This is a genomic window from Parafilimonas sp., from assembly GCF_051953455.1.
In the GTDB taxonomy this organism is placed as follows: domain Bacteria; phylum Bacteroidota; class Bacteroidia; order Chitinophagales; family Chitinophagaceae; genus Parafilimonas.
The window spans coordinates 1-17,518 of the sequence record NZ_JBQCIT010000002.1 but is presented as its reverse complement, the minus strand read 5'-3'; the positions used below and the strand labels follow the sequence as shown (position 1 = coordinate 17,518).

The 17,518-nt window shown below is 39.9% G+C and carries 18 protein-coding genes and 1 pseudogene; 5 read left to right on the top strand and 14 right to left on the bottom strand.

The features are described 5' to 3' along the window. The 5 genes from ACTHN6_RS00490 to ACTHN6_RS00470 all read right to left on the bottom strand — a co-directional run. On the bottom strand, positions 1–990 hold a 990-nt coding region (locus ACTHN6_RS00490; RefSeq protein WP_440433745.1), incomplete at its 3' end, for a beta-ketoacyl-[acyl-carrier-protein] synthase family protein. Between the two features lie 147 nt (positions 991–1,137). Next, entirely contained in the window at positions 1,138–1,866 is a 729-nt protein-coding gene (gene fabG / locus ACTHN6_RS00485) for a 3-oxoacyl-ACP reductase FabG (protein WP_440433744.1), read from the bottom strand. A gap of 27 nt (positions 1,867–1,893) precedes the next feature. Next, positions 1,894–3,471: an HAL/PAL/TAL family ammonia-lyase gene (locus ACTHN6_RS00480; protein ID WP_440433743.1), complete on the bottom strand. Its 1,578-nt coding sequence runs from the start codon at positions 3,469–3,471 to the stop codon at positions 1,894–1,896. A gap of 160 nt (positions 3,472–3,631) precedes the next feature. Then, positions 3,632–4,237 (bottom strand): DinB family protein, encoded by a 606-nt coding sequence (locus ACTHN6_RS00475; protein WP_440433742.1) that lies wholly within the window; start codon positions 4,235–4,237, stop codon positions 3,632–3,634. A 77-nt stretch (positions 4,238–4,314) separates the two neighbouring features. Beyond that, positions 4,315–4,905 (bottom strand): Crp/Fnr family transcriptional regulator, encoded by a 591-nt coding sequence (locus ACTHN6_RS00470; RefSeq protein ID WP_440433741.1) that lies wholly within the window; start codon positions 4,903–4,905, stop codon positions 4,315–4,317. Positions 4,906–4,986: 81 nt separating this feature from the next. Between ACTHN6_RS00470 and ACTHN6_RS00465 the strand changes: the two genes are divergently transcribed. From ACTHN6_RS00465 to ACTHN6_RS00450, 4 genes are all read left to right on the top strand, one after another. Next, a complete protein-coding gene (locus ACTHN6_RS00465) occupies positions 4,987–5,802 on the top strand; it encodes a DUF899 domain-containing protein (RefSeq protein ID WP_440433740.1) in 816 nt (271 codons plus the stop codon). Between the two features lie 7 nt (positions 5,803–5,809). After that, positions 5,810–6,112, top strand: coding sequence for a hypothetical protein (locus ACTHN6_RS00460; protein ID WP_440433739.1), 303 nt, complete (start codon positions 5,810–5,812; stop codon positions 6,110–6,112). A gap of 151 nt (positions 6,113–6,263) precedes the next feature. Then, the gene (locus ACTHN6_RS00455; protein ID WP_440433738.1) at positions 6,264–6,611 is read left to right on the top strand and encodes a YciI family protein; all 348 of its coding nucleotides are present in this window, start codon (positions 6,264–6,266) and stop codon (positions 6,609–6,611) included. Further along, complete coding sequence (locus tag ACTHN6_RS00450) at positions 6,611–7,840, top strand: RNA polymerase sigma factor (RefSeq protein ID WP_440433737.1); 1,230 nt, start codon at positions 6,611–6,613, stop codon at positions 7,838–7,840. Before ACTHN6_RS00455 ends, ACTHN6_RS00450 begins: the two co-directional genes overlap by 1 nt. Here the strand turns inward: ACTHN6_RS00450 and ACTHN6_RS00445 are convergent. The 7 genes from ACTHN6_RS00445 to ACTHN6_RS00415 form a co-directional block, all read right to left on the bottom strand. Further along, positions 7,837–8,211 carry a 3-hydroxyacyl-ACP dehydratase gene (locus ACTHN6_RS00445; RefSeq protein ID WP_440433736.1) on the bottom strand — a complete coding sequence of 125 codons (375 nt, stop codon included), beginning with the start codon at positions 8,209–8,211 and terminating at the stop codon, positions 7,837–7,839. The two genes, ACTHN6_RS00450 and ACTHN6_RS00445, sit on opposite strands and share 4 nt — an antisense overlap. 4 nt (positions 8,212–8,215) lie before the next feature. Further along, entirely contained in the window at positions 8,216–9,283 is a 1,068-nt protein-coding gene (locus tag ACTHN6_RS00440; RefSeq protein ID WP_440433735.1) for a beta-ketoacyl synthase chain length factor, read from the bottom strand. A gap of 1 nt (position 9,284) precedes the next feature. Further along, positions 9,285–10,481 carry a beta-ketoacyl-[acyl-carrier-protein] synthase family protein gene (locus ACTHN6_RS00435; RefSeq protein ID WP_440433734.1) on the bottom strand — a complete coding sequence of 399 codons (1,197 nt, stop codon included), beginning with the start codon at positions 10,479–10,481 and terminating at the stop codon, positions 9,285–9,287. A gap of 159 nt (positions 10,482–10,640) precedes the next feature. Next, a complete protein-coding gene (locus ACTHN6_RS00430) occupies positions 10,641–11,261 on the bottom strand; it encodes a hypothetical protein (protein ID WP_440433733.1) in 621 nt (206 codons plus the stop codon). A 6-nt stretch (positions 11,262–11,267) separates the two neighbouring features. Beyond that, positions 11,268–12,398 carry a beta-ketoacyl-[acyl-carrier-protein] synthase family protein gene (locus tag ACTHN6_RS00425; RefSeq protein WP_440433732.1) on the bottom strand — a complete coding sequence of 377 codons (1,131 nt, stop codon included), beginning with the start codon at positions 12,396–12,398 and terminating at the stop codon, positions 11,268–11,270. Between the two features lie 97 nt (positions 12,399–12,495). Continuing rightward, complete coding sequence (locus ACTHN6_RS00420) at positions 12,496–12,918, bottom strand: 3-hydroxyacyl-ACP dehydratase (RefSeq protein ID WP_440433731.1); 423 nt, start codon at positions 12,916–12,918, stop codon at positions 12,496–12,498. Positions 12,919–12,987: 69 nt separating this feature from the next. Next, a complete protein-coding gene (locus ACTHN6_RS00415; RefSeq protein WP_440433730.1) occupies positions 12,988–14,280 on the bottom strand; it encodes a phenylacetate--CoA ligase family protein in 1,293 nt (430 codons plus the stop codon). A 174-nt stretch (positions 14,281–14,454) separates the two neighbouring features. On the opposite strand from ACTHN6_RS00415, the gene ACTHN6_RS00410 reads away from it, so the two are divergent. Then, positions 14,455–15,336, top strand: a complete 882-nt coding sequence (locus tag ACTHN6_RS00410; RefSeq protein WP_440433729.1) for a carboxylesterase family protein — start codon at positions 14,455–14,457, stop codon at positions 15,334–15,336. A 97-nt stretch (positions 15,337–15,433) separates the two neighbouring features. Here ACTHN6_RS00410 and ACTHN6_RS00405 read toward each other — a convergent pair whose 3' ends face one another. Continuing rightward, positions 15,434–16,855, bottom strand: a complete 1,422-nt coding sequence (locus ACTHN6_RS00405) for an ammonium transporter (protein WP_440433728.1) — start codon at positions 16,853–16,855, stop codon at positions 15,434–15,436. Between the two features lie 172 nt (positions 16,856–17,027). Beyond that, positions 17,028–17,518 (bottom strand): annotated as a pseudogene (locus tag ACTHN6_RS00400) (gfo/Idh/MocA family oxidoreductase); the annotation flags it as partial.

The window sequence follows — 17,518 nt, the reverse complement described above, 5'->3', positions numbered from 1 at the left end:
GGATTTGGTAGAACTTACATAAGGTTTGCTATCGCCAAAAACCTCGTTAATCGCCTTTGCTTCACTGGCATCACCGGCCTGTGTGGAGGTGGCATGTGCATTGATATAATCAATTTCTGCAGCCAGCAAACCGGCATCTTTTAATGCCATTTGCAATGAGCGAACCGGCCCGCTTACAGTTGGGTTTGAAATATGTTCGCCGTTTGATGAAAATCCGTAACCGATCACTTCGCCCAAAATAGGTGCGCCCCTTTTTTGTGCTGATTCGAGGCTTTCCAGAATAACCGTTGCTGCGCCTCCACTTGGCACAAGACCATCGCGGCTGCGGTCGAAAGGCCGTGAAGCTTTTATGGGTTCAGATTCATGCGTGGAGAAGGCGCCGAGTGCATCAAAATTGCCCATGGAAAGATGGTTAATTTCCTGTGCGCCGCCGGCAATAACACAATCCTGTAAACCTGTTTTTATAAAAAGATAAGCAAGCCCTATAGCATGTGAGCCGCTGGCGCAGGCTGCACTCACCGTGAAATTGATGCCTTTCAATTTGAAAATAGTTGCAAGGTTCATGGTAACGGTGGAGTTCATGGTTTTGAATACAGAGGCAGACCCCACCATCATAGTATCTTTTTTCTGCCGCATGATGTCAATACCTTCAATAACGGGTTGGGCGGAGCTGTCGTTACCAAATAAAATACCTACTTCATGCGCCTGTATATAATCTTCATCAAGCCCGGCATTTTTTAAAGCTTCAAGCGTGGAGATATATGCATATTCACCTTGTTCGGGCAGCATTATTCTTGAACGCCTGTCGAGCAATTCTTTCAGGTTTGGCTTATCAACCCAACCGGTAAGACCGGAACGGTAACCAAATTCTTTACGAACAGGATCAAGTACAATACCCGATTTACCCTGGTATAAAGAATTTTTTACTTCATCCAGGTTTTTACCTATACATGAATAAATACCCAAGCCTGTTATTACAACTCTGTTCATAAATCAACTCCATTCCCTAAGGGAGTTATTATTAGTTTATAAATATTCAATTATTATCAGAATATCCCGGTATCCGGATATCCTGCCTGGCGAATAATATTGGCTATTAATCGTTAAAACAAAAAAAATGGCACATTTAAATTTTATTTAAGTGTATAAGCCGCCATTTACAGAAATTACTTCTCCGGTAATGTATGCTGCCTGTGGTGCAGCCAGGAACCCAACTGCATAAGCTACTTCTTCTGGCGTTCCAAAACGATTAACCGGGATCAATGATTTTAGCTGGCCTTCATCCAGGTCCTGCGTCATATCTGTTTTTATAAAACCCGGCGCAATAGCATTAACCGTTATATTTCTTTTACCAACTTCCTGCGCCAATGCTTTTGTAGCGCCGATGATGCCCGCCTTTGCTGCTGAATAATTCACCTGTCCCGGCATGCCTTTTATACCCGATAACGAAACGATATTGATGATCCTGCCATAACGTTTCTGCAGCATGCTATTCAATACAATACGCGTTACGTAAAAGAACCCGTCGAGGCTTGTGTTTACTACACTGTCCCACTGGCCATCGTTCATCCAAAACATTAAAGCGTCGTCTCTTATACCGGCATTGTTTACCAATACTTCAATTGGTTTATCCGTGTTTTTTTCAATCCATTCACCCAATATATTTTTTATCGCTTCTTTATCTGCCACATCAAACTGCAATAATTCGCCGGTTGCATTTTCTTCTTCCAAAGCCTGCAAGGTTTTGCGGGCTTCTTCTTCATTACTCCTGTAATTAATGATAACATGATAACCCATTTCTGCGAGCTTAATGCAAACAGCTTTTCCAATGCCTCTCGAACCGCCAGTAACCAATGCAGATTTCATCTGTAATATATTTCTTGCAAATTTATTTTAATTATTAGCGCCTGCAGGTAATTCTGCGTTTATTAACATCAACGGGTCTGATGTTTCAAAGTAATTTTTAACTTTTGCAAGCTCTTTATACCTCGGCATATCGTTAATGAACTTAGGAAATATTTTCCTTATGGCTGTATAAACGGCATTGGTTTTTGAAGAGAGTTGTGCGGAGCAATTGAGATAATCCACAGCCTGCAGCACAGTCATCATTTGAATGGCTAAAACCTCGAAAGAATTATCAATTACTTTCTTAGTTATCAAAGCTGCATTTGTGCCCATGCTTACCATATCCTGGTTGTCGTTATTGTTGGGTATGCTATGCACATACATAGGAAATGATAAGGTTTGATTTTCTGCAACCGTAGAAACAGCCGTAAACTGCACGCCCTGCATACCGAAATTATAGCCGAGCACACCAAGGTTTACAAATGGCGGAAACTTCTGGTTAAGCTTATCGTTCAGCAAATAATTTAACTGCCGTTCGCTGAGCATGGAGAGTTTTGTTGTAGCTATCTTCAGCTTATCCATTTCAAGCGAAACATAATCGCCATGGAAATTGCCGCCATGAAAAATATTATGGTTTTCATGGTCAACAACAGGATTATCGTTCACAGAATTCAATTCATCCGTAACAATTTTTTCTGCATGCTGAATGGTATCGAAAATGGGCCCTAATATTTGGGTTACACAGCGCAGCGAATAATATTCCTGCACTTTATCTTCAAAAATTTCCTTTTGCCTTATGGCATCAGATTCATACAAATGTTCCCTGCGGCTGCGGATGAGCTTGCTGTCGCTGAGAATATCGCGCATTACAGCCGCCACCCAGTTTTGCCCTTTATGCGGTTTTACGATATTCAGTTCATAAGAAAAATGATCTGAATACGCGCCCACCACTTCATTGGTTATAGCAGATAATATTATGATCCAGTGTAATAATTTATTGGCCTGGAGAATATTTATCATGCCGATGCCGGTCATGGCAGAAGTGCCGTTCAACACGGCAAGGCCTTCGCGTATATGAATGTTAAGCGGCTGAATATTGAATCGCCTAAACACTTCAGCCGTTGGCTGAATTGCATTTTCAAAATACACTTCGCCTTCACCAATTAAAGTAAGTGCAAGGTGGGCAAGCTGCACGAGGTCGCCGCTGGCGCCCACACCACCGTGCTCGTAAATACACGGAACAATATTTTTATTGATAAGCGTTGCCAGTAATTCAACCGTTTCTTTATGTATGCCCGAGTAGCCCTGCATTAAGCTGTTTAAGCGGGCAACCGTTACTGCCTTGCAAAGCAATGACGGCAAAGGTTTGCCGCTGCCGGAGCTATGGCTTCTTATTAAATTATATTGTAACTGAAGCGTTCTGTCGTCACTAATCCTGTATTGGGCCATTGGCCCGAAACCAGTGTTAATTCCGTAAATAACTTTTTCGGTTGAAAATTGCTTTAGAAATTCAAAATTCTTATCAATTTTTTCAAGCGCTGCTGTACTTAACTCTATTTCGCTCTCTTCAAAAAGAATTTGTGAAAAATCTTTCAAAGAAAGAATCCGTCCGCCAACTTCTGTCATATCAGTAAATAGTTTGGGCTACAATGTATTGCGACAAAGCAAATAAAATATAAGCAAACAACAAATTTTTTTAAACGGCGTGCATACATTGTAAATAGCGCAACTATCCGGGTTTACAGACAATGCCCCGCCAAGGCACTGTCTAATGGTTCGCAGTAAATTATGCTAAACTGCCGGCTTTAGTTTTTGCAGAAGTGGCGGCAGCAATGGCCCTTTCCGTCTGTTTTACATGGCGAAGGTTATGTGCAATTAAAAACATAAACACATCACCAAGTTTTAATTTTATAAATTTTGCAATGGAAACCGGTATCCTTATTTTATTTAAATCAACATGTCTCGCCTGTTGCAGCAATAACAGTATTTTCTCCTGTTGATTAATAAATTCTGCAATGACGGCATCGCTGTTGCCTTCATTTATGATTGTGTAATCTTTTGGCGCTTTCATTTTTTTAACAGGAATACCATCTTTGCCGGGCAACATAAGTTTGGTAAAATAATTGCCAAGCCAGCCCGGCGTAAATGTTTCAACCGCCGGCTGATGCTTTAACCTTGCCATATCAATGGCCCTTTCTATTGCAGGCAGGTAATAGCGGCCATACGCATTTAAATGACCGAGACATTGCATGGCGCTCCATGAGCCCGGTGAAGGCTGTTGTTTAAAAACTGATACAGGCGTCATTTGCCATTGCTGAACAGCAATATTTAAAATACTTTCAGTTTGTTCTTCCAGCAGTGCAATGAGTTGTTGCGAGTTGTGAGTTTTCATACATTTTGTTTATGATGCAAAGCTTGCATTTACGCTGTTGCAAAATATTGGTAAAAACCAAGATTTATAAAAAGCTGTTATAAACGTACGGTGCCAAGCAGTTTGCTGAAATTGGTGGCATCAATGCCGAGGTAGGATGCCAGGTATTTGTGTGGAATTAAATTTAATACATGAGGACTGCGCTTTAAAAGTGCTTTAAATTTTTCTTCAGCAGAAAAACATTGCAGTTCTATCTGTCTTTCCAAAACACCTGCAAAGGCAAAACTCAATGATTTAAACATACAGGTTTGAAAATCCGGGTAACGCTGCAATAAATTATTCACCTGTTTGTATTCCGTTCGTAAAAAGCTGCTTGCGGTAAGCGTTTCCAGGAAGAACCGGGAGGGTTGTTGCAATAAAAAAGAATCGGCAATACCGGAAAATGAGAAGGCATACGTAAAAACAATGGTTGCTTCGCGGCCATCATCATGCGCATAAAAGCCGCGTTGCACACCCTCCAAAACAAAATATAAATAGCGCTCCGTTTCCCCGGCTTTTGTAAGCAGTGTTTTGCGTTTGGCTTCATATGGTTTCCATATTGAAGAAAATGCATTCCAGGTATCATCCTGCAAAGGTTGTATGGCAAAGATTATTTTCTTCAAATGATCCAAGGCCTGCGTGGTTTCCATCGTGTTGTAAAATAAAAAAAATCTTTTTGAGTTGTACGGATTTTAAATCCCCGTTTGTCTTTAACTAAAATAATAACAATTATGGAAACACAAACTATGCAGCCTGCCGCAAAAAGCAAACATCAAACTGTAAAGCCTGAAGAATGGTTAAAGGCACGCCAGGAATTATTACAGAAAGAAAAAGAATTTACGAGAGCATATGATAAATTAAGGGCTGAACGGCTTGCATTACCCTGGACAAAACTGACCAAAAATTATGTATTTGACAGCATCGATGGCAAGGTATCATTGGCTGACCTGTTTGATGGCCACAGCCAGTTAATTATCCAGCATTTTATGTTCGGGCCAGATTGGGAGGAAGGCTGCGTGGGCTGTTCATTCGGCGCCGATCACGCGCAGGCCGCGTTAATACATTTAAACAATCATGATGTAAGCTACGTGGCTGTTTCCCGCGCCCCGGTTGAAAAAATTGAAGCATTTAAAAAACGCATGGGTTGGACGTTCCCCTGGGTTTCATCATTAAACAACGATTTCAATTTTGATTTTCATGTATCATTCAGGCAGCAGGACATTGTGGATGGAAAAGTGTATTATAATTATGGCATGCAGCCTTACATGGGCGAAGAGGCGCCGGGCGACAGTGCATTTTATAAAGATGAAGATGGAAATATATTTCACACTTATTCATCCTATGCGCGGGGTGGTGAAAATCAAATATCTACTTATATGATACTTGATACAGCGCCGTTAGGCAGAAATGAAGGAGAAGGCGAAAACCTTACAAGCTGGGTGCGGCATCACGACAAGTATAAAGAGGGCGGACATGTAAATATGCAGGGCCGCTATGTTGCTGAAGAGAAAAAAGACAGTTGCTGTCACAGTGATGAACATAAATAACAATAATATGCAATGCCAATGCACACATACAAGGCCGTCGAAAACCGATGAAAACAAAGAAGGTAAAAAGAAGACCGGCCGGCGCAGCAAAGACTATATAAAAATGGCTGTTTCTGCATTTATTTTTGTGCTGATACCAAAATGCCCGGTTTGCCTTGCCGGGTATATTGCGCTGGGCACCGGGCTTGGAATATCTTTAACCACCGCAACTTATATAAGATTTGGTTTGATTATAGCATGTGCGTTATCGTTGCTTTATTTTGTGTTTAAACAAATAAGCAGGTATTTATTTCGTCGTTCTGCGACGTAAATTGCAAGACATGAAATGTGTTATATTAAGCAATTAACGACTGATAAAGCTGCCATGAAAATTTGTTGTACAAGGGAGTGACACAAGGAACGATGCCATGAAATGCTGCAGCTGATAACATAAAAAATTCATTACCAAAAAGCATATTTCAATGGAAAATTTTTTGTTTATTGTAAGAGAAGACCTGCAACGCTTAAAAGAAGAGGGAACGCAACAACAGCGCATACAGGAAATGACGAAATGGTGCGAAGGGCTTGCTGCGTCGGGCAATTATAAAGGCGGCGACCCGCTGAAAACAAATGGCAGCTACATTACAAAAGATAACGTAGTTTCTGACGGGCCTTTTATTGAAGCAAAGGAATGTATAAGCGGCTTTATTCTCCTACACGCTGAAAACATGGCGCAGGCCATTGCGATTGCGCAAACATGCCCTTATATTTTGGATGGATCAATGGCGCTTGAAATAAGGCCGATGCTTACTGCAACAATGATGGGCTGATGTATAATTTACAGCAACAGGTTGACCAGCTCTACAAAAAGCAATATGGCAAAATGATTGCAATGCTGTTGTATTGTTTTCGCAACATGCATATTGAAACAGCAGAAGACATTGTGCAGGATGCTTTTTCATCTGCATTAACTTCATGGAGAGATAATAATGTTCCGGCAAATATGGAAGGATGGCTGTTTATGGTATGCCGCAATAAAGCCATTAACAGGCTGAAAGAAAAGAAATATTTACCTGCTGACGAGATTGAAAGTTCAGTGGTGCATGAAACCATATTTTCTGAACCACTTATAAAAGATCATGAACTGAAGTTATTGTTTGCCTGTGCGCATCCCGATCTTTCACCAAAGGCGCAGGTGGTTGTTACACTTAAATATGTCATCAATTTAAAAGTTGAACCTATTGCCAAAATACTCGCCATGAGCATTGATGGCATTGACAAACTGCTTACTCGGTCAAGGCAAAAGATAAGGGATGAAAAGATATTGTTTAAAGAATTAACGGCAGATGCATTAGGACAACGATTGCCCATTGTGCATAAAATTCTTTACCTGGTTTTTAATGAAGGTTATAAATCATCTTGGGGCAAAGAATTGATACGCGAAAAACTTTGCGAAGATGCATTGATCATGACGAAAATATTACTGGAAAGCGGCTTTGCCAATAAAGAAACAAAGGCCTTGTATGCATTGATGCTGTTTAACGCGGCAAGATTAAAGTCAAGATTTTCTTCAGCCGGGGCACTGCTTGACCTTGAAGAACAGGACCGCAGTTTATGGAACGAGGATTTAATTATGCTTGGCCGGAAACATCTCCACGATTCAAAAGATAATGTTGTATCGTCGTACCATTACGAAGCTTCCATTGCTTACCTGCATTGCAATGCAACGAGTTTTAAATATACGGACTGGCATACTATCAAAGGTCTTTATTTGAAGTTACTACAGCTTAATTCAAATCCTTTTATTGAATTAAACTATGCGATTGCGTTGTATTATGCAGGCAATAAAGCAGATGCATTTACCATTTTAAAAAAGCTGGAGCAAAATGCATTTATGCATCAATATTTTTTATTGAACGCCACTTTGGGGAAACTGTATTTACTGGAACATGATAAGTTTAGTGCAAAAAAATACCTGTCTTTAGCGGTAACGCAAACCAATATGCAAGCAGAGAAAGATTTTATTACACGGTTAATCAGAAGGGTTGGTGAAATTTAAATATTTACGTGCTTATATGATGCCTTCATTTTATAACAAACCACACCGGCTTTCAGGATTTTAGCATTCACGTTAAAAACGCTTTCTTCCACTTGTTCAAAATCGATGAAAAAACTGATAACAGTATTTGCTTCCGGTTCAATTATACGCAGGAACTTTATTTCATCGGCTTTAATCAATCGGAGTTTTGAATGAAACGCTTCTTCTAAAAGCTCTTTTATTATTTGTAACATGCAGGCGCCGGGCAAAACAGCTCTTACAGGAAAATGGCCCATGAATATTTCATGAGCACTGTTTAATGCAATCAATGCCTCAATTGAATTGTTTGTCTGTTCAATATGTTGGATAATATAAAGCGTATTTTTCAGCATCCGGTTAATTGCATTTTGAAATTAATATAAATGAGTGATAGCTGCGTTGATAACAATTATAAATTAAAATGCGGTTTATCTTTTCAGCATTAACACCGGTTTCTTTAAAGCATGGCGGCAATTGTTTTTGTTTAATAATATTGGCTGCAAGCCACAATGCAAAGGAAGAAGATGTAGGGTATTCGCCACACAGATGTTTATAATTTATGGAAGCAACATCCAAAAAAACATTATTCTCTATATCATCAAATATCTTATCCTGTGTTACATCTCCATTTCTTCCTGTAATAAGCAAATCAATGTCACCCGCATTTATTTTTTGTGCCGATAAAAATCTTGCAGCTTCATTTTTTACATCACCGCCACTGGCTTTATAAATAAGTTCTATGCCGTTAATTTGCGCATAATCATTTTCATTACGAGTGCCGGATAGTAAAAAGAAGCTGCTTCCTTGTCCCGCTATACTTCCGCGTGTTTTAGAATTAAACAAGGAGAAATTTGAAATAGCCTGTGGTTTAAACAGTCCAAACCTGCGCAATACATGCCAGGTAAAATCTGTCATTTCATCGGCACTGCCAGTCAATACATTTTCAGCGCTTTGTTCATTCAACAGCAACATGGCATCGGTTAATGCATGTTCAAAAGAAAAGCCCCGGTGCGCATACGTTGTATTATAATTATGACATTTTAATGTTAAAGCAATTTGTGCGCTCACCAGGTTATGCGTGGATTGAATAAATGATGTTGGCGAAAGCGCCTCCTCATCCTGTAAAACAATGCTCTTCAGAAAATTCTCGGAATCTTGCATGCATCCATACGACGTGCCTGAAACAATAGCATCAACTGTTTCAACGCCTGCCTCTTTTAAACAACGCAATGCTGTGGTAACACCGGTGCGCACTACTTTACTCATGCGGCGCAGTTGCCTTGCATCCATAAAATCTTTATAGGAAGGCTCTGCAAAAGGCAGTATCGTTTCCGTGTATTCAACCGGAGCGCCTGTGAATAAACCATTATGGAAAGTTTCCTGTGCACTTATGCATGAAGCCGAACGGATGTATATCTTCTTCATTTTACAGTTTTGAAAAAATTAATGAAGAACAATTACCGCCAAAGCCAAAGGAGTTGGAAAGCACATAATTTACCGGTTGTTTTGAGAACATAGTTTCTGCAGAAAATGGAAACTCTTTAATGGGCGTTTGCAACCGGAGGTTCGGGTAGATTAAACCATGCTTCACAGCCAGTGAAGAGAATACTGCTTCAATACCACCGCTTGCACCTAAAGTATGACCTGTAAATGATTTTGTAGAACTCATTTTAGGGTAGGGAGGTTTAAATAAACGCTGAATGGCCGTGCCTTCTGCCATATCATTATTATAGGTACCGGTTCCATGCAGGTTAATATAATCAATATCACCGGCGTTTATATTGGCTGCCGCCAATGCCTGCTGCATGGCCAGGTAAGAACCAGTACCATCTGGCGATGAAGCGGTTTGATGATAGGCATCGTTGGTATTGGAATAGCCTTTCAGCTCGCAATACATTTCTTTGTTTAATCGCTGCGCAACAGCATCAGAAACAAGCACCACATAACCTGCCCCTTCCCCTAAGTTTAAACCATTCCTGTTCTCATCAAAGGGCCTGCAAAATTCTTTATCTAAAATCATCAGCGTATTGAAACCATTAAGGGTAAATTTTGCCAATGCATCTGTGCCGCCTGCAACAGCCACATCAAGCATGCCTGCTTTTATAAGCCTTGCGCCCAGCATAATTGAATTAGCTGATGATGAGCATGCCGTATTAATGGTAGTTGTATAACCGCTGATGTTCAGTTTATCTGCAACAACCTGCGTTATGCTGCCGCATTCATGATGCACTACATCATGCAGGTTGCCTTTGCTATAACCTTTTAAAACATCTGTAAAAAAATGCTCTGTTTTATCAATACCTGCGGCAGTGGTTGCTGATATAAAGCCACAACGTAATGCATGTATGTCTTCAATAGCCGCATCTTTTAAAGCTTCGCCGGCAGCAGCCATGCTCAACAGCGCAGTACGGCTCAGCATGTTTGATAAACCTGTTTTTTCAGCAAGTGCATCATTGCTCAGCTTCACTTCAGCAACGGGAATTTCGTTGGCATGCACAGTTTTTAAAAACACCGCATTTGCTATACCGGCCTGCCCGGCTTCAAGCGCATGCAGGCATTCCTGCACATTGTTTCCAATGGCAGATATAACCCCTAAGCCTGCTATGTAAACCTTATAACTCATTATTATTGGTAAAGCTTTTAAGCTTTTTTTTTAATTGTAAACCGATAATCCGGAAACGCTGAGGTTGGTTACTCTTTAAAGCCGCTTACTCCTTATTTTTCTATTTGCCTGAAATCAGCTTTAATTTAAGCCAGGCACTTTCGTTCCGTTCCAGATTGATCATTTGTTGTTAAATACTTTATCTATATTTTCTTCTGTAAATTCAACCGAGGCTGCGGTAACATCATTGCCAACTAAGAACAACGCAGCCTTATATGCTTCACCCAACGCATCTACCCAGCCGCAAACGCAAAGCTTTAATTTATTGTTTGCAAAAAGATCCTCCACATATTCTTTTATAAATCCTGCATTAAAGGCTTCAAAAATAAAGCAGGCATTTTCGCCTTTAAAATTATTGCGGATGCAAATTTCGCCATTTAAAATATTAGGCAAAGTATATACAAATAAAGCCGGGCTTGCCATCTCTATTGTTTGAAAATATTTTACATCAGCTTCAATGCTTGAATTAGCATTAGTTAGCAGCAGGCCGGTTTCTTCAGGCTTATATTGTTTTACAACGGCTTCATTATCTTTTATTAAAATTTCTGAAGCAAGCCATCCAAGCTTGCTCAGGGTATCCATTTTATAAAATTTTGGATAATCAAGATGCAGGAATTTATAAAGCTGTACGAGGAAAGATGAAAGATTGATTTCTTTACCTGAGTACAATAACTCTCCATTTTTTATTACTCTTTCATCAGCAATAACACAATTTGATATTATATGTAAAGCTTCTTTCAAAATATATTATTTACTGAAAACAACAGCGGCATTGCAACCTCCAAACCCCGATGCTGTTTTAATGCAATTATTGATTTGTTTATGTATGATTTTTTTACAAACGTTTATAGGTTGGGAAACGCCAAGCACTTCAAAACCTTTTGTTGGTAAGATTGTATTTTGTTTTAATGATTCCATTGAAATTACAGATTCAACCAGGCCTGCTGCGCCTAATGTGTGTCCATAAAAGGCCTTTAAGCTGTTTACAGGCGGCGTTGTTAAACCTGCCAGTGCAATCGCTTTTGCTTCCATCTCATCATTGTAAATGGTAGCTGTGCCATGCGCCGATATAAAATCAATATCTTCTTTCGATAAACCGGCATCATTCATTGCTGCCGCAATACATTGGTATAATTCATTGCCTGTTCTCGATGGCCCTGAAATATGATTGGCATCATTGCTTACAGCGCCGCTAATCACTTTAATATTGTCTGTATTTTTTTTAACAGATGAAAGCACGATGGTAGCAGCGGCTTCGCCAAGGTTAATACCATCACGGGCACCGTCAAATGGTTTACACATACTACTGCTTAATGCCTGGAAAGATTTAAAACCAGACAATATAAATTTTGTAATAACATCTGCCCCCGCAACAACCACATTATCATATTTACCCGATTGAATAAACCGCATGCCTGTTATAATGGCCAATGAACCGGAAATGCAGGCATTGGAAATAATTAATGGCTGATGTACAAATCCAAAGTGCGTAGCAACAAGTTTTGCCGAAGTGTGCAGGGCAATTCTTTTCTGCAACTGCTCATCATACACTTCGCTTTCAAGCAAACTAATATTACCTTTTGTTGTAGATATTATAAGCAGGGTTTTATCGTCTTTTACATTAATGCCGGATTGTTTGAGTGCTTCATCAACTGATGCTATAAGCAGGGTTTCAAACTTTGTATAATTATTATTTCCAGATAAAACAGAAAATAAAAAATCATTATTAAACAAAGCTGCATAATAAGGCTCCGCGGCAAAAGCATTATGATGCTCTTTCACTGCGGAAACATTATGCAGCAATGCATCAAAGTTTTCTTTTGTTGTGCGCCCTAAAGGAGAAAAAATATTATCAGCAATAATAAAAACGTCTTTCATTTATTCGCTCACATTTCAACTTATCATTTATTCGTTCAGAGGTTCACTGTTCACGGATCTATCTTCCCCTGATTTCTCAACCTTTCAATTAATCAACTCAACTATCTGCCGGTTCAATAAAAATGCGCATTTCGCATTGCGCAACCAACTTGTCATTCAATAAAATCTTTCCACTTATCAATTGCATATTCATTACATGGCCTGTGGTTACAATTTCTGTTGTAAGCTCACTGTTTATCGCCGGTAAAAAAAACACTTCAAAGTTTTTAACCGCGGCAATATAGCCCAATGGGGCAGGTTTGCTTTGCTGCAGGGCATTGTACCCCGCACCTGCTGCCGCAGTTTGTGCAATGTTTTCAAGCAGGCCGGCCTCTGCTAAAAAACCATCTTCATTAAACACATTATCCGCCTTTGCTTTGAATGAGGTACGTGCAGTTGTATCGTCTACATACAATAAAGCATCGATCATTACAAATGGCGCCCGCTGCGGAATAAATGGTAATATATCTTTTGTAATCATTATTGCAGGTTATCATGCACAAAGCGTATAGAAAATACAAACATTCAATACGAATATAAACAGTGATTTTTATTTACGCTTATCTATAAATTTAACCGGCTTGCGGCTGGCTTCGTTAAGTTGCAATTTCTTAATGGCATCTTCAGAAACATATTGCACAAAAGGGCTAACGCGAAGTTTAGCCTGTATATAAGAACGTATCCTGTGATCGCTTTCCGCACTTTCATCTGCTGCATGAATGTAAAGCAACACTTCATCCAGGCCAACATCATTGGTAGAAACCTCCACTACATAATCACGCACTTCATTTATTTCATTCAGCAAATCAAATAAAGCCGCAGGATATAGTGTTGTGCCTTTAAACTTTATCATTTGTTTTTTGCGGCCCAGCAATGGTGATAAACGCATTGTATTTCTGCCGCAGGAACAGGGGTCATCAAAATACATACATACATCGCCTGTTTTATAACGCAGCAATGGCATGCCCTCCACGTCAAGTGTTGTTATAGTTACTTCACCTTCTGTATTTGCAGGCACAGGCATATTATTTTCATCCAGTAATTCCACAATTATTAAATCCGGCTGAAGATGGCCGCCTTTACCGGCGCTGCATTCTGTAAATGCTGTTTGCATTTCAGTAGAAGCATAGGTTGAATACAATTCTATATTCCAGGCTTCTGTAATTTTTCTGCCAAGAATATTAAGTGAACAATCTGCATTGCGGATACTTTCGCCAATGCAAACCGCTTTTTTTACGGATGTATGGCTAATATTAATATTATGCTGTTCTGCATATTGAATTAGTTTGAGTATGAAGGATGGAACAGCAACAATTATAGTTGGCTCATACCGCGCAATATTCTCCCATTGCAAAGCAGGAATGCCGGGGCCAACGCGAACAATTTTGCCACCCATTTTGCGAATGCCTGAATAGTAAGCAATGCCAGCCATAAACTGCCGGTCGAGTGTAAGCATGAGCTGGTAAACATCTTCAGCAGAGCCATCTGCTGTTATAAAAGAGTTGTATTCATTAAAGGCCAATCGCTGTAAATCGTTTTCCGTGAGCGCTATTGAAACCGGGCTTCCCAAAGTGCCCGAAGTGGCAGTGTATTCAATGATCGCCTGCTTATCAACACATAAAAAATCTGCATTATTTCTTTGCAGGTCATCTTTTGTGGTTATTGGAAGCCTGGTTAAATCTTCCAGTGTTTTTACAGTGTTTATATCAATTGCCTGTTGAGCAAAAAGTTTTTTATAAAAAGGCGAATTAGCGTTTAAATATTGTAATAACGCCTGCAGTTTTCTTTCCTGCAATTTTTTAATTTCATCCGTTGGCTTATACGATACTGCGGTTTCATTCATATTGTTCTCTATAACTCAGGCTACGTTGCAAACTCTGGTATAACACCGGCAAAGAAACCAAAATTTTAAGCTATTGCCAAAGCCGGAAATTCAATATATTTAGTACCCTTTTATATTTTCGAAGGGATATTATTCATGAAATATTTTCTATACTGCTTTATTTTAATCTTCTCAATGATTACCGGCTTTGCACAAGACATAAAACCTGTTTTATATAAAGACGTATCATTTAATAAAGTGAGTGTTGAAAAAAATATCATTTATTCTGCTGCTGATAGTATCAAGGAAAAATACAGGCGCCTGGATTTTTATCATCCTGCAACAGATTCAATATTGCAAAAAAAGCCCTTAATTATTTGGATGCATGGCGGCGGCTTTAAATTCGGAACAAAGAATGCTGCTGAAATAAAATTATGGGGCAATGAATTTGCCAAACGTGGCTATGCGTTTGCCGCCATTAATTACAGGCTAAGCAAAAAAAATCCGTTATTTAAATTTAAAGACCTGGTAGAAGCCTGCTATGATAATATAAAGGATGTAAACAATGCCATTGCATTTTTTAAAGCCAATGCATCAGCATTTAATATCGATACCAATAAAATAATTTTAGGCGGTAACTCGGCAGGCGCTGTTATCGCATTGCAAACCGTATATAGCAACACAGCCGATGTTAAATACATTCTTGATAGTAACAAAGCTGTTATCAATACAAATAATTACAATACCCAAAACATTGCTGCTGTTATAAATTTCTGGGGCGCTTTATTTAATATAGAATGGCTTCACCGGGCGAAAGTTCCCATTGCAAGCGTTCACGGTTCAAAAGACAGGATTGTGCCTGTTAACAATAAGGGCGTAGTGTTTTTTGGCAGCCAGCTAATTCATAAAAAAGCTGATTCATTGCAGATACCTAACAGCATTAAGGTTTACGAAGGTTATGCACATGAATTACATAAGCATTTTAACCCACTGATTTATCCCCGGAGTGTAAAGCAAAGGCACCGGGAAGCGGCACAATTTGCTTCTGATTTTTTATATGGGATTTTTAAAGAATGATATCGCTTGAATTTAGGCAAATAAAAAAGCAATACAACCGCTTGCCGCTGCTGTATTGCTTAGAACTTAAACCTTTGCATTTACTAACCCACAGAGCTTATTTAACTCTCAGGATTTCTTCTGCATCCATCAATATTTCTTCGCTGTGCCCGTTGCCGTTACCATTTGTTGTATGCACAACAAGGCTGCCCTGGAAGTACTTTTCATTGTGCTGTGTAGCATCCAGGCCAAGCAGTTCGTCTTCGGCACTAACACGCAAAGGCAAAATAAAATTGATGAATTTGAATATGAGGAAGGATACGGTAAAACTGTAGGCAACTACAATTACCAGGGCTTTAGCTTGCGTAAAAAAGAAAGCTGCATTGCCATACAATAAGCCATCTGCGCCGGCGCTATTTACTGTTTTGGTAGCAAAAATGCCGGTCATTAACATGCCCACCATGCCGCCCAGGCCATGACAGGGGAACACATCTAAAGTATCGTCCAGTCTTGTTTTGGCCCTCATCTGCACGGCTATATTTGAAATAACCGCTGCTATAAACCCGATAAATATGCTTTGGGGAATAGCCACAAAACCTGCAGCCGGCGTGATAGCAACAAGGCCAACAACAGCGCCTACACAAAATCCAACAACAGAAGGTTTCCTGCCTTTAGCCACATCAAACAGTAACCAGGTTAAACCTGCTGCCGCAGCAGCAGTATTGGTAGTGGCAAATGCAGAAACTGCAAGCGAATTGGCGCCTAATGCGGAACCGGCGTTAAAACCAAACCATCCAAACCAGAGCAAACCTGTTCCCATCAACACGTAAGGAATATTTGCCGGTGGAATTTCTTTATGCTCTTTGCGCACCTGCCTTTGTTTTAAAACAAGGGCGCCGGCTAAAGCAGCGCATCCGGCGGAGATATGCACTACTGTGCCACCTGCAAAATCCAAAGCACCCATTTTAAAGAGAAAACCTTCGGGGTTCCATGTCCAGTGGGCAATCGGGGCATATACGAGCAAACTGAAGAGTACAATAAATAATATATAAGATGTGAAACGAATACGCTCTGCTACCGCGCCAACCACGAGGCCGGGCGTAATAATAGCAAACATTAATTGGAAAGTTGCAAATAAGGTTAGCGGTATTGTTGGCGCAAGCCCCCAGGGTGCACCTGAATTCACACCTTCAAAAAACAAGTTTGAAGTGGGGTCACCAATAAACCCGCCAATGGATTTGCCGAAGCAAAGCCCATATTCAACAAAAATCCAGAGAACGGTTACAACACCTGCTGCCACCACGCTTTTAATCATCGTGGAAATCACATTCTTGCGGTGCACCATGCCGCCGTAAAAAAAAGCGAGGCCTGGAGTCATTAAAAAAACAAGTGCAGTTGCAACAAGCATCCAGGCAATGTCGGCAAAATTGTATTTGCTGCTGTCAGCAAAATCTACGGCTGAAGGAATAAAAACTGAACCTGCCGCAATAAGAACTAAAACCGCAAAGGGCGCAATTTCTTTAAAAGTTGGCTTCAGCATCTAACAGATTTAAAAAAAATTAATGTTTGATATCAGGCGCAATTTATTGAAAAATTAGCATTAGTATCCAAATATTTAATCACATTATTTTATTTACAATATGATATATTCTTATTAAAAAAGGCTAATCCATTGCTGAATTAGCCCTTTAAGTTGACAAAACGGAGCTAATCTATATGCCCAGTGTCCATCCCTGCCTGTAAGTACGTTTTACAAACTGGTTGGCTTCATCAAAATTCGTAATCTTCATATTAGGGCCATCCCAAACCAATTGAATATGGCGGCCTGGATAATCAATATCATTGCCATTCTTTTTCTGGATATTATAACTTCTAATGGCAAGGTTACCCATTAAAACACTTTCTGTAAGCGGCCCGGCCAAATCAAATCTTGAACTAAGATTGTTGGCTGCATCGCTTCCATAACCGGCAATAGCCGCTTCCACCCACGCAGCATAATGGCCATTATCGCCATTCGGCACCCGGGCTATTGTTTGCGGCACTGTCGTTTCTTTTGTTTTTGAGGTGGGTAATAATTGCGGGTTAAAACCATATGTACCAGCCAAAATTTTAAACTTTGTTACATAAAATATAAAAACCTTGCCGCCAACTCCCATCACTTCAATCGGTTGCAATTCCAGCGGGCGTTGTGGCTGAATGCCGC